12 protein-coding genes and 1 tRNA gene are annotated in these 17,042 nt (G+C 39.8%); 5 read left to right on the forward strand and 8 right to left on the reverse strand.

Translation table 11 applies throughout. From position 1 onward, the window contains the following. Position 1: 1 nt before the first annotated feature. From EHQ24_RS04165 to EHQ24_RS04180, 4 genes are read right to left on the reverse strand one after another with little or no spacing between them, the layout of a single operon-like run. Positions 2-1,648 carry an acyl-CoA carboxylase subunit beta gene (locus tag EHQ24_RS04165; RefSeq protein WP_135600430.1) on the reverse strand — a complete coding sequence of 549 codons (1,647 nt, stop codon included), beginning with the start codon at positions 1,646-1,648 and terminating at the stop codon, positions 2-4. Positions 1,649-1,695: 47 nt separating this feature from the next. Then, on the reverse strand, positions 1,696-2,037 hold the full coding sequence (locus EHQ24_RS04170) for an STAS domain-containing protein (protein ID WP_135600431.1): 342 nt from the start codon (positions 2,035-2,037) through the stop codon (positions 1,696-1,698). Then, the gene (locus EHQ24_RS04175) at positions 2,034-4,781 is read right to left on the reverse strand and encodes a SpoIIE family protein phosphatase (protein ID WP_135600432.1); all 2,748 of its coding nucleotides are present in this window, start codon (positions 4,779-4,781) and stop codon (positions 2,034-2,036) included. The genes EHQ24_RS04170 and EHQ24_RS04175 overlap by 4 nt, the downstream gene beginning before the upstream one ends. A gap of 4 nt (positions 4,782-4,785) precedes the next feature. Further along, positions 4,786-5,097 carry a hypothetical protein gene (locus tag EHQ24_RS04180; RefSeq protein WP_135600433.1) on the reverse strand — a complete coding sequence of 104 codons (312 nt, stop codon included), beginning with the start codon at positions 5,095-5,097 and terminating at the stop codon, positions 4,786-4,788. Between the two features lie 75 nt (positions 5,098-5,172). Between EHQ24_RS04180 and EHQ24_RS04185 the strand changes: the two genes are divergently transcribed. The 3 genes from EHQ24_RS04185 to EHQ24_RS04195 all read left to right on the forward strand — a co-directional run bounded on the left by EHQ24_RS04185 (position 5,173) and on the right by EHQ24_RS04195 (position 9,181). Beyond that, a tRNA-Ala gene (locus tag EHQ24_RS04185) sits at positions 5,173-5,245 on the forward strand. A 114-nt stretch (positions 5,246-5,359) separates the two neighbouring features. Continuing rightward, a complete protein-coding gene (gene def / locus EHQ24_RS04190) occupies positions 5,360-5,899 on the forward strand; it encodes a peptide deformylase (protein WP_135600434.1) in 540 nt (179 codons plus the stop codon). 27 nt (positions 5,900-5,926) lie between these two features. After that, positions 5,927-9,181 carry an efflux RND transporter permease subunit gene (locus EHQ24_RS04195; protein WP_135600435.1) on the forward strand — a complete coding sequence of 1,085 codons (3,255 nt, stop codon included), beginning with the start codon at positions 5,927-5,929 and terminating at the stop codon, positions 9,179-9,181. Positions 9,182-9,224: 43 nt separating this feature from the next. Here EHQ24_RS04195 and EHQ24_RS04200 read toward each other — a convergent pair whose 3' ends face one another. Continuing rightward, on the reverse strand, positions 9,225-10,415 hold the full coding sequence (locus EHQ24_RS04200) for a polysaccharide deacetylase family protein (protein ID WP_135600436.1): 1,191 nt from the start codon (positions 10,413-10,415) through the stop codon (positions 9,225-9,227). A 71-nt stretch (positions 10,416-10,486) separates the two neighbouring features. Beyond that, complete coding sequence (gene tyrS / locus EHQ24_RS04205) at positions 10,487-11,713, reverse strand: tyrosine--tRNA ligase (protein WP_135600437.1); 1,227 nt, start codon at positions 11,711-11,713, stop codon at positions 10,487-10,489. 97 nt (positions 11,714-11,810) lie between these two features. On the opposite strand from tyrS, the gene EHQ24_RS04210 reads away from it, so the two are divergent. After that, positions 11,811-13,418: a glycerol-3-phosphate dehydrogenase/oxidase gene (locus EHQ24_RS04210; RefSeq protein ID WP_135600438.1), complete on the forward strand. Its 1,608-nt coding sequence runs from the start codon at positions 11,811-11,813 to the stop codon at positions 13,416-13,418. 121 nt (positions 13,419-13,539) lie between these two features. Continuing rightward, on the forward strand, positions 13,540-14,028 hold the full coding sequence (locus EHQ24_RS04215) for a hypothetical protein (RefSeq protein WP_135600439.1): 489 nt from the start codon (positions 13,540-13,542) through the stop codon (positions 14,026-14,028). A 64-nt stretch (positions 14,029-14,092) separates the two neighbouring features. On the opposite strand, the gene EHQ24_RS04220 is transcribed toward EHQ24_RS04215, so the two are convergent. Together EHQ24_RS04220 and rpoD are read right to left on the reverse strand one after the other, a co-directional pair. Continuing rightward, the gene (locus tag EHQ24_RS04220) at positions 14,093-15,199 is read right to left on the reverse strand and encodes an NADase-type glycan-binding domain-containing protein (RefSeq protein ID WP_135600440.1); all 1,107 of its coding nucleotides are present in this window, start codon (positions 15,197-15,199) and stop codon (positions 14,093-14,095) included. 56 nt (positions 15,200-15,255) lie between these two features. Then, positions 15,256-17,028 carry an RNA polymerase sigma factor RpoD gene (gene rpoD / locus EHQ24_RS04225; RefSeq protein WP_135600441.1) on the reverse strand — a complete coding sequence of 591 codons (1,773 nt, stop codon included), beginning with the start codon at positions 17,026-17,028 and terminating at the stop codon, positions 15,256-15,258. Positions 17,029-17,042 lie beyond the last annotated feature (14 nt).

Raw genomic sequence — 17,042 nt, forward strand, 5'->3', positions numbered from 1 at the left:
ATTATTCAAACTCCCTTTGAGGACCAGACATTTCTGCCGGTTTGTATTTGGACATGAGGAAACTCAAGTTTTTGGATAATACATTTCTTGTGTATCCAGGTAAAATGATGGAGGAAACAGAACCTAGGGAAAGTGCTTCCTTTGGATTCATCAGTTCTTTTTCGTATCGTTGTCCGATTTCGAAAAGTTTGGCATCACGAATGGAAGCCGCTTCCTTATCGCTCATTCCTTTTTTCACATTGGCCAAAAATTCTTTTTGGATACTAGTGATTTCGTCTTTGTAAACATACTCTTTTCCAGCAGGACCCATAACAGCAATCCTTGCCGTAGGAAGTGCAAACACCATCGATGCTCCAGTAAAGTAGGAGTTAAATGTTGCATAAGCACCGCCAAATGCGTTACGAATGATAAGAGTGAGTCTTGGAGTTCTTAGATCAATGATGGAATCGAGGAGTTTTCTTCCTTCGAGAACAATACCATTATGTTCTTGGTCACGTCCTGGTAAAAATCCAGTTGTATCTTCTACAAAAACCATAGGGATATTGTATAAGTTACAGAATCTTACAAAACGAGTTCCTTTGCGTGAGGCTCCAATATCAATCTGGCCTGAGGATACTGCAGAGTTATTGGCAAGAAATCCCACCACATGACCACCGATACGACCAAAAGCAGTAACGATGTTTCTTGCTCTTTGAGGTTGTAATTCAAAGAACTCACCATGGTCACAGATTTGTTGTAAATACAGTGTGATGTCAAAAGGAGTGTTCATTCCTGTTGGGGAATTGAAAGTTTTCCTAAAAAGAATGTCTTCTTCGTAAATGAACCTATCCACTGGATCTGAAGTTGGATAAAACGGCGCAAAACTATGGTTATTGTCTGGCAAATAGGAAAGAAGACGGATCGCAGTTCGTAGTGATCCTAACTCGTCTCCAGTGACAAGGTCAACCACTCCCGATTGACCATGAACTTTTGGCCCACCCAAATCCTCAGCAGAAATATCTTCCCCAAGAACGGACTTTACCACACCAGGGCCAGTGAGACCAAAGAAAGTTCCATCACATTGGATCATAAATGATCCTTGGCGTGGGAGGTAAGCTCCCCCACCTGCGTTAAAACCAAACATTAACATGACGGAAGGAACCACACCGCTGATTTTGCGAAGTGCGGTAAAGGCTTCCGAATATCCGTCGAGTCCACCCACTCCGGCAGGAACATAAGCACCGGCAGAGTCGTTCATCCCAATGAGAGGGATCCCGTGAGTTCCCGCCATTTGGATGAGACGAGCGAGTTTACTTCCGTTCGTTGCATCCATGGAACCTGCACGAAGGGTAAAATCGTGTCCGTAAACCGCCACATCACGGCCTTTGATATTTAAAATTCCAGTAACAATCGAAGCTCCATCTAAATTGGGGCCCCAGTTTTGGTAGGTGATATTAGGTTCTTCGTCAGTAAGGACTTTGATTCTCTCCCAAACCGTCATACGGTTTTTGGAGTGTTGGACGCGGATTCTATCTTCCCCGCCTCCAAGGAAAGGTTTCTCAATGAGTTCCTTTCCTAGTTTGAGAGCATCATCATAAATTCCGGTTTGAGTTTCCGGAGCCTTAGTTTCTTTAAACGGGTTGTTTAGGGAATACTGCTTGGTTTCCATAAGTTTTTTTCCAATGTTTTGTTTAGGATCACTTAGAAAAGTGATTTTTAATTCAGGGCAGAGTCTAAATCAGGATAAATTGTGAATAGCTGCTGCATACCGATGATATCGAATACTTTCTCTACCGCAGGTTGTAATCCGCAGATAGAAATGCTTATTTTCTGCTCTTGGCAAAGGCGTAGTGTTGTGACGAGCAACCGAAGTCCTGCAGAAGAAATAAAGGGAACATCACTCAAATTAAAAACTACCGGTTTCCCAGCTGCACCAACTACTGCCATTAAGTCTTTTTCAATTTTGTGTGTATTGTGAACGTCCAAATTGCCTTGAACATATACAACCAACTTGTTCCCAATTGCTTCCGAATGGATTCCAATTTTGTCTTCGTTCATACGATTGTTTTCTCCAAATAGGTTATGTTTTGTTTCCCGTTGAAGTCATAGGACACCTTGTCCATGAGAGTCTCCATTAGATAAACGCCAAATCCGCCCTTTCGTTCACCTTTTACATTGGCTTCCACGGAAGGTTTAGGAACTTTTTTTCTGTCAAAGGGTTTCCCCTCATCGATGAGGACAACCTTTAGATTGTCTCCTATGAGTTCGAGTCTACATTCAAAACTAGGATGGTCTAGTTCCGTTCCTTTGTAACTATGCATGACGATATTGGTCGCCGCTTCATCCAAAGATATCAGAATATCATCAAAGGCAAAGGGTTTTGTGATTTTGCCTTCTAAATGTTCAGAAATAAAATCACGAAGTTTCGGAATTTCGTCTGGCAGAGCCCGAAAAGTCCGAGAGATTTCAAAACTAGATACTTCGGCAAATTTGAGAATCATAACAGTGAAGTCATCGTATTGTTCATCAGAACGAGAAAACTCCCGGATATCGTCATAAACTTCTTCCACAATTTTCTCTGAAGATTCGTTCCTTCGTTCAATGATAAAATTAACAAAACGATCGAGGCCATATTCCTCTTCTTCCGGATTTTTTTCTTCGATGGCTCCATCTGTGTAAAAAACCAAAATGTCTCCTGGTTCGATTTGGATTTCCCCACCTTGGTAATTGGTTTGAGGAACCACTCCAAGAGGCGCCCCTTTTCCCTTGAGAAGTTCAAAACTACCATCTTTACGAATCCAAATTTGGTCGTTATGGCCCGCAGAAGCAAATTTCAAAGTCCGAGTCCGTCTTTGGTAATTGACTAGGAATAAAGTAACAAACATCCCGGATTGGGAATCTTCATAAATCAATTGGTTGGCACGAAACAAAAGTTCCGAAGGCGAAAGGTCTGTCGTTCTAGAAAGTGTGCGAATGATGGAACTAGACATGGCCATAAAAATGGCAGCGGGTAAACTTTTTCCCGACACATCGGCCACTAAAAATGAAAATTGATCATCTCCGAAAGAATGGAAATCATAAAAGTCACCTGACACTTCTTTGGCGGCAACGGACATCACCCCCAAATCAAAGAGCGGAGACTGTAACAAAGAATTAGGTAAAATGTTATTTTGAATTTTTCTAGTAATTTCGATTTCTTTTTCAATCGACTTCTTCGTTATGATTTCCTGATTGAGACGTAGGTTTTCATAAGCCTTGGCTAAAGGGGAAGAAAGAGTTTTTAACATCCGAAGATCTGTTTCGTTAAAAGAATGAGCCGATTGTTTTCCACTCACATAAAGGGCAGCACGTAAGTTTCCACCGCGCGGGGCAATTGGTAAAATCAGAAAGTTTTTCTTTAAGGTGTAAGACTCTAATTCCAAAAAAGATTCTTCGAGTTGGGGAGTCACCACTGCCATTCTAGGATTTCCCGATTCCATAAGGCTAAGGAAAAGACGACTCTCCGGCATGGGAAAAAATGACTCTCGAACAATTCCGAGTTGTCTGGCATAAACCTGGATGCGATTTTTATTTTTTTCCTCAATGATGACCATTCCAGCATCTTCACATGACAATTCTTTGGTGAGGATACTCAAAGTTTTGGACATAAGGCCCAGTTCGTCGTGAGATTCTAATACAGCTTGGCCTAAATCAAAAATAGATTCTAAAGTACTAAGTTTTTGTTTGAGTTCAAAGTTTGTTTCATTTAGGTTTTCGAGAAGTCTCGTTTTCTGGATGGCAACAGCACAAGCACTAGAAAAAGACAAGAAGGTGTCAATATCGTCTTGGCTAAAATTATTTCTATCGATAGTGTTGATTGCTTCAATCACACCAATGACTTCGTCACCCACAATCAGTGGACTTGCTAGGATATTCCGTGTTATGAAATTGGAGGCTTTGTCTACATCCCGAAATACCCGGTTGTCATTTTGGGCATCATTAATGATCATAGGTTGTTTGGTGACAGCAACCGTTCCGGCGATCCCCTGTCCTACGGGAACCTTAATTTTAGACACTTCTTCTCTTTTTTCACCAGTAACTGTGTGAAAAACAAGATACTCCTTTTTATCATCTAATAGAAGCAAGGAACTGGCTTCTGTACGAAACACGGATTTTGCAGATTCCATAACCATCACAAGAACATCTTCTAAATCGACACTTGTATTGATGAGCACTGCCACCCGAATGATTTCTTCTAAAAAATACTGAAGCCTGTTGTTGTTATTATGAATGTTAGCATTGTCGATTAGAAGTAAAATCGAAGTGGTTAGGGAATTAAAAAACTGAGGTTCCGCTTCTGAAAGAACCGTATCTTTAAAGAGTGCATTTAAATTGGCACTAAAATAATTGATTAGATCCAAATCCTGTTCAGAAAAGTTTTGGAAATGTTTGATCCCCTCTAAAACTAGAACTCCAAGAGCTAAATCCCCAATTTCATCCCCCACATAACACGCAATATACGATTCGGAAAGTGGGCCAATTGAATCCTTTAGTTGAGAACCCTTTTTGATGAGGATACTTTTGCGATTTTTAAAAACATGTTTGGCGATGGATCCGGCAGTGGATTTGTCGTTCACCAGTCCAAAACGGCTTAAATTTCCTCTTTCATTTCGAAAATAAAATGCAGCCGATTTTGCAGATACAAGTCGTTTTGCCTGACCAAGAATAAAATGGTACAAGTCATCCAATTCTGAAGAAGATGAGAGGTAAAATCCACCTTCTTCATTTTTTCGGATGATCGGCGGGAGAACGCTTGGTTTCAATGGTTTAATCTTTGTTAAATTTTAGTGATTCTTCTCTTAGTTTACGATTTGCATCTTCTAGTGACTTAATTTTATCGAAAGCAGACATGAGTTCGTCCCGACTGAGGTTCGATACCATAGAACTTGCTTGGACAGTTTCTTTTGCTTCCCTAAGTTCCACTCGAGAATAATCGATGATTTGTTCATACATCCGAATGATCTCATCAGCATTGGCTAATTCTTGTTCGTTTAGTCTAAGAACCTTTTCATAGCCTTTGATGATATCCGATTGGATTTTCAGTTTTTTATTCAGTTCTTCTACCGTATCTTGTCCCATAAAATCTCTGGTTCCTTAGCCATTTTGGGATTCTGTTGACAAGCAAACACTATCACCCACCTTGGATTAGCACAAGGGGACGTAGCTCAGTTGGGAGAGCGTTTGAATGGCATTCAAAAGGTCGGGGGTTCGATTCCCCTCGTCTCCAAAATCCCTCCCGAGATTTCAGCGCTCTAACCTTCCGCTGTCAAATTCTTTTTCATTTGGATAGGAGTTCACTTGATCAATCAGTGACCTTTTTCAATCTATTCCATATTAGATTATGGCTGTTAGAAAAATCCTCAAGATTGGCAATCCCTTACTCCGTCAAACGAGCGAAGACGTTACTGAATCCGAAATCCAAACCAAGGATTTTAAAAAACTGATTCGAGATATGTTTGAAACCATGCGTCATGCAGAAGGTGTGGGTCTTGCTGCCCCTCAAATTGGTGTGATGAAAAAATTGGTCGTGGTTGGCCAAGACGATGACAACGGTAGGTACCCAGGAACTCCCGAAGTTCCCAACCAAATCATCCTAAATCCAGAAATTACTCCTCTTTCTCCTCCTGGCGAAGGGTTTTGGGAAGGTTGTCTTTCTGTACCTGGAATGCGTGGGTATGTGGAAAGGCCCGATAAAATACGGATGAAATGGCGAGATGAAAATTTCGAAGAACACGAAGAAATCATTGAAGGTTATCGTGCCATTGTATTACAACACGAGTGCGATCATTTATTCGGAGTTTTATATGTGGACCGCCTCAAAAGTACAAAATTATTCGGGTACAACGAAGACATTGATACTGCAGGTAAGTTGTTAGATTAAAAAAGTTTTTTCTCCTAAAGGAGTTATATGGGCACATCCATTGTTGAGTATTTTCTTTCCAAAAGTTTATTCGTAAACCTTCTTACCTTTCTCATTCTCCTCGTGGGTGGGTTCACAGCTGCCACAATGAACCGGGAAGCATTTCCCAATATCAATTTTGATATTGTCAGTGTCACAACGGTTTACCCAGGGGCTGCTCCCGCTGACGTAGAAAAGTTAGTCACCAAACCTTTGGAAGATGCCATCAAAGAAGTGGATGGAATCAAAGAATTCCGATCTGCTTCTCTTGAAAATAGATCCGGAATCATCATTACCATTGATCCCAATACCAAAAATACTCAAAAAGTAGTCGATGATCTAAAGTCCGCTATAGACCGGATTCAAGACCTACCGGAAGACGTAGAAGATCCCATAGTCACAGAAATCACAACCGCAAGACAACCAGTCATAGAGATCCATTTAAGTTCCGGCCTAAAAGACGGTAAACCATTGTTAAATGGAAAAGAACTACGTGACCAAGCAAAAATTTTAGAAGAAAAACTAAAAGACCTGCCTGCTGTGGCAAGGATCACCAAACGCGGATGGCGAGAAAGAGAGATGAAAGTGGATCTCGATCCAGAGAAACTCCGAGCCCTTTCTTTATCATCCACACAAGTCATCAATGCCCTTCGTCTTAGAAACATCAATTTCCCAGGTGGAAATATCAATGAAGCTACTCGGGAAATCATTGTTCGTACTGTTGGTGAATTTGATACCGCAGAAGAAATAGCCAATGTATTTGTTCGTTCCAATGATGCTGGACGATCCGTTCGGATTCGTGATATTGCTCGTGTCACGGAAGGATTTGAAGATTCAGAATATTTAGACAAATCTAATGGAAATATTGCCATTGCTCTCACTGTCATTAAAAGGGAAAAAGCGGATGCCATTACTGTTGTGGATGATTCCAAACTAGTTGTTGAAGAATTTATTAAATCGACAGGTGGCACAGTCAAACACGCGTTTGTCAATGACCTTTCCAAATACATTCGGCGTAGGCTTGGAGTTTTAACATCCAATGCTGTATCGGGACTCTTTCTTGTAACGGCATCTTTATTTGTATTTCTCGGATGGCGGATGGCGCTAATGACGGCACTCGGAATTCCGATCTCCATTGCGATGACTTTCGTTGCGATGAATTATATGGGATTAACTTTGAATTTAATCTCTATGATGGGACTCATCATTGTTGTAGGGATTTTGGTGGACGATGCCATCATCATTTGTGAAAACGTATACCGCCATTTGGAAATGGGAGAAGAACCTTTCGAAGCTGCTATGCGCGGAACCAGTGAAGTTCTAGCTCCAGTAACCGCTACCGTAACAACCACCATTGCTGCCTTTGGTCCAATGTTATTTATGACTGGAATTTTTGGAAAATTCATCCATTCCATTCCTTTAGTAGTCATTTTATCTTTATGTAGTTCTTTATTCGAAGCCTTCTTTATGTTACCTTCCCACTTGTATGATGTGAGTAAAACCACTGATATGAAAGGAGAAGTCAAAGAAGAATCACATTGGTTTTTGAAATTTAAAGAACGAACCTATTTACCACTCCTCAGGTTTGCATTAACGAATCGTTGGAAGATGGTTGGTTTACTTATGGGGCTTTTTGTTTTTTCACTCGCCATCCAAGTGAAATTCGGAAAATTCAAACTTTTTCCAGGTGCCATTGAAACTTTCCAAGTCCGAGTCACAGCAGAAACAGGTTTAAAATTAGAAGAAACAGATCGTTTCATTCGTGCTATTGAAGATGCTGTGGGGAAACTTCCCGAAGGAGAAGTAGAAAACTATATCTCTCGTGTAGGTATCATCCAAAAAGATCCAAATGATCCATTTACCAAACGAGGAAAAAATTACGCCCAAGTCATGGTGTATTTAACTCCCGATGATAACAGGGAAAGATCCACTGAAAAAATCATAGAAGCGGTTCGCGAAAACACCAAATTTATGTTAAACGAAAAAGCACTTTTACTTTTAGAAGAAAAAATAGCAAAAGAAAATACCTCTCCTAAAGATGGAACCGTTACCCCAAATGCTGATATACCACAGGAATTCCTTACTTTAAAAGGAAAATTGGTCAACTTAGAATTTGAAAAATTGGCCGGTGGACCTCCCGTGGGAAAACCCGTTGCTATAGAAATAAAAGGAGATGATTTTGCCACCTTACTTAAAATTGGTGGGGAATTCAAGGCAGCTCTAGCAAAAATCAATGGAGTCACTGACATTGGGGATGATTTTAACGAAGGAAAAGATGAAATCCGCGTTTCCGTAGATGAATCACTTGCTTCCTTTGCAGGAGTCAACGTACAATCCGTTTCCCTTGCCATCAATACCGCCTTACAAGGAACAGTTTCCACAAAAATCAAACGGGCCGATGAAGAAGTGGATGTTCGCGTTCGATTTCCAGAAGAATATAGAGCCTCCCTCACCCATTTAAACAAAGTATATGTCAATAACCTTACCGGAAACCTAATCCCCGTTTCCAGGCTAACCAGTTATGACAGAAACCCGGGGAGAGCCTCCATCAACCACTTAGACGGGAAACGCTTGTTAACGGTTACATCCAATATCGATGAAACAGTCTCCACTTCTAGACAAGTAAACATGGAAGCAAAAAAACTCACAGAAGGGATCATAGCCAAATATCCGGGTTATTCTATCCGTTTTTCTGGTGAAAACAAAGATACAGAAGAATCGATGGCATCTCTCGGAAGGGCTTTCCTTGTGGGTCTTCTCATCATCTACATGATCCTTGCATCTCTTTTCCGTTCCCTCGCCCAACCACTGATTGTGATGAGTGCCATTCCTTTTGCAGTGATTGGAGTGATTTTTGCTTTTTTACTCCATGGACAACCATTTTCCTTCTTGGCATTCCTTGGGATCATTGGACTTGCAGGGGTAGTCGTCAACGACTCCATTGTCCTTGTGGATTGTGCCAACCAACTTCGTTTGGAAGACCCAAGTAAATCTACTTTTGAATTACTCGTGGAAGCAGGAAGCATTCGCCTAAGAGCCGTAATGTTAACGACAGTCACTACGGTTCTCGGACTCCTTCCTACTGCATATGGAATTGGAGGGAAAGACCCTTTCCTTGTTCCTATGGCTTTGGCTTTTGGATGGGGCCTTGCCTTTGCAACATTCATCACCCTAATTATGGTTCCGGTTTTTTACTTAAACCTATATCTATTTAAAGATTGGGCTGTGCTAAAGTTTCAATCCCGGAAAAAACAATTTGTTTAGAGAAAACTAAATGTAGAGAGGAAAAGAAATCGGAAGAGATTCCTTAGTCTTTTTTATCGTTAAGAACTTCGGATAATGTCACAAACTTATACCCTTTCTCCTTCATTCTTTCAATGAAGGTAGGGAGGATATAAATCAGTTTATCAAATTTTCTAGGTCCACCCAAATGCATTAGGATAATGGCTCCGTTCATTCCATTTGGATCCGCTTTCTCCCAATTATCTAAAAACGTGAGAGTTTCTTCTCCAGTTTTGTAATGAGGATTGCGAACCACTTCCTTTTTGCCTTTGGATGTTTTTTTATAAAGGAATTGTTTGCTGATATAATCAGGCAAATCAAGAGAACCTTTGGAGTTATTGGACCACATAATATGATCCGTATAACCAAGACTTGCATGTGCATCTAAAATCAACTGACTGAGTGCCCCGTAAGGGAGTCGGTAATATTTTTTTAATTCTTGTTTGGTGAGCGAATGGAAAGTATCTTCTACTCGTTTTAACTCTTCCGCCATTCTTGGTAAATCCAAAACTGATTTGGATAAATACTCAAGAACCGTCCTTTTTTTTAAGGAAGTTTCCGTCACCGATCTCTGGTAATTAAAATGCGACCAGGTATGGTTTCCAAATTCCACTGAACCAGTTTTTGCCATTCGTTTGATATAATCTAAATTATTCCGAATGAAAAAAGATCCGTTAATGTCTGATGGTCTCTCATTCGAAAGAAAGAGAGTCACTTTGATTTTATGTTCTTTGATATAATTGTATAAAACAGGGAGTTCTTCGCCCGTTGCCAAATCAAAGGTAAGGGCGATTTCTTTTTGAGATTCATTTCCCCGAAGTATGTTACGACCTTTGGTATTTTGGCTTACCTCTTTTAGAAACTGAATGTTTTCTTCAACTTGTTTGGCAAGTTCTGTATCTGGTTCCGCGTCCCCTGCCAGTGCATATTCTTCCCGGAGTTGTTCTTGGTACATTAGAGAAAATAGAGATTGTTCCAGTTCTCTTAAGTTCTTTTCTTTTTCTTTGACTTCGGTTTCGAGTTTGGTTACACTGAGGCTTAAATAAAGTAAATACCCGCAAAGGACAAGAACTGTGATCCCAACAAAACTGAGTGCGGAAACCAGTGCGATTTTCTTCAGTTTTTTAGCGATTAATCTGTCCTTCTCGATGTCCTGGGAAAGTTCATGAACAATATCTTGAATTTCCTTTTCTTCATTTGTCGGGTCGAGAGACATTTGGGTACGGGTTTCCTTACTTTCGATTATCGGATTTGCCTCCTCCGTTCTAAAACGAGAGGTCATCCTCTTTAAGTCTTTATCTTTAAAAATTTTCCTTTCTTCCCTTGGCGGACTAAGTATTCCTTTCCCTTTTCCAAAGATAAGGAAGGATCTGTGATTTTTTCTTCATCTAGATACAAACCACCGGCTTGCACGAGCCTACGCCCTTCCGAAACACTAGGAATGAATTTTAATTGGGAAAGAACATAAACCAGAAGTGGAGGTTTTTCAGCAAAATAAGAGGAATCCAGCGTTTCCGTTGGAATTTCATCCGGAAGGGCTCTATTTTTCGTATTGTGGATGGCAGTCCACTCTTCCACGGCTTTTCTATTTTCTTCTTCCGGGTGGAGTTGGTCCATCACAAGAAGAGCAAGTTCAGTTTTGACTTCTTTTGGATGAAGGGATTTGGAACGGATTCCATCCTTTCTTTTTTCCATTTCTGCAATCGGCAGGTCTGTCAAAAGTTCAAAGTAATTCCACATCAGGTCATCTGAGATCGACATGATTTTTCCGTACATGTCGATGGGTTTTTCTATGATGCCTACATAGTTTCCAAGTGACTTGGACATTTTTTTGACACCGTCTAAGCCAACAAGTAATGGCAAGGTAACGACAGATTGTGGTTTTTGTCCGTATTCTCGTTGTAAGTCGCGACCGACTAACATATTAAACTTTTGATCCGTTCCCCCAAGTTCCACATCGGCTTTCATGGCAACGGAATCATAACCTTGCACAAGTGGGTATAAAAACTCAATCATGGAAATGGGAGTTCCAGCTTTATGCCGTTTGGTGAAGTCATCTCTTTCTAACATTCTTGAAACTGTGTACTTCGATGTTAAAACCAAAACATCTTCGAACTTCATTTCGGAACACCAGTGAGAGTTATATAGGATTTTGGTTTTATTGGGATCTAAAATTTTAAAAACTTGATTTTGGTAGGTTTTGGAATTTTCCAAAACCTCTTCCTTTGAAAGACGTTTTCTTGTTTCGGATTTACCTGTTGGGTCTCCGATCATGGCAGTAAAATCACCAAGCATAAAACAAACTTCATGGCCCAGGTCTTGAAAGTGTTTGAGTTTTCTAAGCAAAACAAAATGGCCCAAATGCAAATCGGGTGCGGTCGGATCAAAACCGGCTTTGACGGTAAGGGAAGGTTTAGATTTTATTTTTTCGAGTAATTCTGCTTCGCTAATGATCTCGACAGTTCCGCGGCGGATGGTATCTAATTCTTGGTTCAATTCTCTTTCAGTTTTCATAACAAATTCAAAAATTTTCGATGGTAGAAATGGTGACTTTTGACAATACTAACCGTAGAATCTTTATAGGCAACCACCAAAGTACGTAAAAACCCTTATGAATCATTTAGATGAAAGAAAACAAACGCTAAAACAATTAGAATCAACTGAATACGATGTCTTAGTACTCGGCGGAGGCGCCACAGGATCCGGCACCGCACTGGATGCAAGTTTACGAGGATACAAGGTAGCCCTCTTAGAAAAACAAGATTTCTCTGCAGGAACTAGTTCTCGTTCCACAAAACTCATCCACGGAGGGGTCAGGTATTTAGCCCAGTTCCATTTTAAATTAATCTACGAAGCTCTATCCGAAAGAAAACGCCTACTCATCAATGCACCCCATCTTGTAAAACCTTTGCAGTTTGTTTTACCAACATACGTTTGGTGGGAAAAACCTTTTTTCTCCATTGGTCTTACTATGTATGATATCCTCGCCGGAAGGTCCATTGTTCCCGGACACGAAAGAATTTCAAAGGCGACAGCAGTGGATTATTTTGCATCCATCAAAAAAGAAAAACTGAGAGGTGGGATTTCCTATTACGATGCTCAGTTCAATGACTCAAGGCTCAATGTAACAACTGTTCGTGCTGCGAAAGAAAACGGGGCAGATGTACTTTCTAGAATGGAAGTTTTATCCTTTCTAAAAGATGGAAATGGAAAAATTACTGGTGTGACAGCCAAAGATCTACTCACCAAAAAGAAAATTAGCATCAAAGCAAAAGTTGTCGCAAACACCACCGGAGTTTGGATTGACCAACTTCGTAAATTAGATGACCCAAATGCCGAAAATGTCCTCGCGCCAAGCCAAGGAATCCACCTTGTCTTCGACAAATCAAAGTTGCCTTGTCGCACGGCAATGATCATTCCGAAAACTGCTGACGGTCGTGTTGTTTTTGTCATCCCTTGGGAAGGTAAGGTTCTCCTCGGAACCACTGACACTGCGATCAAACAAATCGATGAAGAACCCCTTCCCCTCCAATCGGAAGTGGAATTTTTATTAAAAACAGGAAATGATTACTTAGATACAAAGTTAACCAAAGAAGACATTGAATCTTTATTTTCTGGGCTACGCCCTCTCATCTCTAGTGGTGATAAAAAAGATACAAAGTCAATCTCTCGGGAAGAAGCCATTCTTGTCTCAAACTCGGGTCTTGTGACTATGTCTGGTGGAAAATGGTCTACCTTTCGTAAAATGGCAGAAGACCTAACAGACAAACTAATCTCTGTCGGAAACCTTCCCTCTAAGATGAAATGTGTCACTGCTAGTTTTGCTTTCCCTGGTGCCGAAGGTTATTCCAAACACTTAATCGCAAAAATCCAAACCTTATATGACCTCTCCTATGAAACCGCGGTTCGGTTGGTGGATGCATACGGTGGTGAAGTATCGTTTATCCTTGGAAAACAACCCAAGGAAATCAAAAAAGGAACCGGTTACTTTGTCGAAGAAATCAAACATTTTGTAAAAAAGGAATTTGCCCTTTCTGTTACCGATGTGCTTTCCAGAAGATGGAGAGTTGTATTCCTAGATTTAAAGTTAGCGGAATCTCTCGCAGTTCCAGTTGCCAATGCACTCTCCAAAGAGCTAGGTTGGAAAGAAGCGGAAAAAAAATCTTCTTTAAACGAACTGACTAGTCATATCAAAGATTTAAAGAAAACGATAGCTTAAGGCGATTGACAGTATAAAAAGGTGTAGTCTAGGTATGGACTGACACCTTTCCTATGTTACAGCGAAGATACAAATTCAGATTTAAAAACAAAGTGAATTGCTTTAGGAAAAATTGTTTTCGATGAAGTGGAAGGAATCCTTAGAAAAACTAAAACTTGTTTTGAAAAAAGTTTGGCTCAGAGAAAGGTATATACTATACACAAATCTTTCGCAAAAAGAAATTATGGATCGAATTGACTCGATCTCAGATCAAAAATACTTTCATCGGATCATCAAAAATCAATTTCAAATGTATCGAATGATAGAATACCGGAACGCATACCTTCCATTCTTACAAGGAACCATTTTTCCTGAATCCAAAATTACTTTTATTTCAATCATTGTAAAAATACATCCAGTGGCAGCTTTTCTCACCTTTTTATTTTACTGTATTGTATTTGCATTGTGCATCACATCTCAGCTGAATATGTTTGATCTAGACAAAAAAGTTTCCCCAGTCATCCTATTGGCACCAATTGGTTGGTATAGCATTGGATTATTTCTATTCAAAAAAGAAGCAAAGATCGTAAAAGAATATCTTCTTCAACTTCTCGAAGCCAAGTCCTCTTAAACCAATTTCAATCCAAACGGATAGAATTTATCCAGAATACACCAAATGAAAAAAATGGATTTTCCTATTTGGGTTTTGGAAGTTCGTAATGATAAAACGTTCTTCCCGATTCCTTTTCTTTTAAAACAAGTAGGTAATGAGTTTTGGGATTAAACACTTCGGAAAACTTAGTGCCTAGTTTGGTTTTGAAATTTTCGTAATCTTCATCGCCTACTTCGGCACGTTTGAAAATCCAGGAAATATTTCTTTCGATACCGCCCCCATCATAATAACTTAAATTTAACTCCAAACCTTCTTCAGAAGATTGAAGGATGGTATAGGTTCCCACAATGGAAGGTAAAAATCCTAAAGGATCACCATCTCCATACATTTCGGAAAAACTAAAGGTTTGGTCGGCTTTAAAAAAAACAGGAAGGATGGTTCCTTGGTCATAAAAGGAAATGGTTCCCTTTTCGTTAGCCAAAACCAATTGTTTGAATCCAGAAAAATGCCTTTCTGCCTTTCCAAATTGTTCGATGGTTCGTTTGATTTTATCAAAAGAGACCCAAGGATAAGCAAGGAAACTATCTTTCTTAATTTCTCCAAATTGAAGATCAGAAATACAAACACGACCCGTCGAACCCAAACCATGTGTTTCTAAAATTTCCAAACGGATTACATTTCCTTGGAACTTAGAATCTAAATCAAAAACTTGAAATCCTGATTTTCCAAATTTAGGTTTACTGACTTCCAAATCTAGTGTAGAACCAATATTCATTTTTGATTTTAAATCATCGGTTTCCATTTCAAAAGTAGTGATCCGCAGTTTTTTAACGGAATCATTTGTTTTCAAATCATTCGCTGATTTATGAAAGCCGTTAAACATACGCAAGGCGGAAAACTGCGAATAAGAATGAAGGTAAAGAGTAAACCCTGATCCTAATTCTTTGGCATTGGCACAGAAGGCAGTGGTAGTTTTATCATCCAAAGCGAACTCAGGACTAAACTTCCAAGGTTCTTCTGGACTCACCTGGCCAAGACTTTGTGTGCGAAGGTAATCTAGTTGTTTTTCTGATGCTTTACAGTGAAAGAATATAGGAATAAAAAGAAATACGAAAACAATACTAGAAAAGGATTTTGAATTTTGGAAAAATAAAGAAGACTGAGAAAATGATAATTGGTTCGAACCCATGGACTTTCAAACCATGGATCCGAACGAAACTTCGATCAAGCGAAAAACAATTTCTCTTAATCGATATAATCTTTGAGTTTTTTGGAACGACTTGGGTGGCGGAGTCTACGAAGTGCTTTTGCTTCGATCTGACGAATCCTTTCCCGAGTTACTTTGAATTGGTAACCCACCTCTTCGAGAGTTTGCGCATACCCGTCATCCAAACCAAATCGCATCCGAATGACCTTTTGTTCCCTAGCAGGAAGGGTCTGTAAAACCTGACGGATTTGTTCCGACAAAATAGAGGAAGCTGCGGAGTTTAGTGGAGAAATGACTTCTTTGTCTTCGATAAAATCTCCGAGTTCCGAATCTTCTTCCGAACCCACTGGGATCTCAAGAGAGATTGGTTCCCGAGCTACGTTTTTCACAGCCTTCACTTTTTGCACTGGCCAGCCGAGTCGTTCTGCAATTTCATCATTGGATGGATCGCGACCAAACTCTTGGACAAAAAGTCTTGTTTCCCGAATCACTTTGTTCACTTGTTCGATCATATGAACTGGAACACGGATGGTACGAGCTTGGTCAGAAATCGCACGAGTGATGGCTTGTCTGATCCACCAAGTGGCGTAAGTAGAAAATTTATAACCTTTTTTGTATTCGAACTTATCAACCGCACGGATAAGACCGATGTTTCCTTCCTGAATCAAATCAAAGAAGTGCATTCCACGATTGGCATAACGTTTTGCAATGGATACCACCAAACGAAGGTTTGCTCGCACAAGTTCACGTTTGGCTTGGGCAATTTCTCTTTCGCCTTTGATGATTTTTTCACCCCAGTCTTTGATTTCCCCAACAGGAGAACCAGCTTCCTGTTCCATACGGCGGAGTTTTCTTTCGTTGTTGCGAATGTCTTTGATGACTTCTCTAACTTCATCAATATCACAACCCATCATCTTTTCAATTTCATCTAAGTTTTCATTTTTTTCGATGAAACGATTGAGGGCTTTGATTTCGCGGACATCATGTCCGTATTTGGCTTTGATTTTAAGGAAATGTTTTTCGATTTCCTTAACTCGAAATACCATTGATTTGATCTTTTGAGAGATCTTTTGGATTTCTTTTTGAGAAACTCCAATTTTACGAATGGCTTCATCGATTTTGCCGGTAGACATATCGATTTTTTCTTTGAGTTCTTTGAACTTCTTAGAATTTTCAGAGTATTTACGAATGCGGTTTGTGGATTCGTTTAAAACTTTTTCATCCTGTTGGATGAGTTCCATGTTTTCAAAAAATACTTTTTCTAATTTGTCCGCTTGCTCTTGGTTGAGTGCGTACATTTTGTCCACTTTCACCAAGTCATAAACTTTGATTTTTTTGGACTTAATTTTCGGAATGAGTTTGGCAAAGTTTTGGCGTAGGATCGAAGAACTTAAAATTGTTTCTTCGATAATTTTTTCACCCTTCTCAATCCGTTTAGCAAGAAACACTTCTGTTTCCCCTGAGATAAGGGATACTTTACCAATTTCTTTTAAATAAAGACGAATTGGATCTTCCGAACTGGAGGAAACACTGGACTCTCTTTTTTTACGTGCAGGTTTCTCTTTCGTTTCTTTTGCGGATTCTTCTTTTGTAGTAGTGAGCGAACTCGATTCTTCCAAAGATTTTTTGGAATACTCTTCTACAATTTCGATCCCCATTTCGTGTAACAAAGTAAAGACATCATCAATTTTTTCGGAATTTAAAATTTTATCCGGAAGTATTTCATTGATTTCATCATAAGATACCTCTCGATTTGCTTTTCCGATCGAGATGATCTTTTGTACTTCTGGTAGGCTTGCTAGATTTTCCATTCTACCTTTATCCT

Origin of the sequence: Leptospira noumeaensis (assembly GCF_004770765.1) — a bacterium.
Lineage (GTDB): Bacteria > Spirochaetota > Leptospiria > Leptospirales > Leptospiraceae > Leptospira_A > Leptospira_A noumeaensis.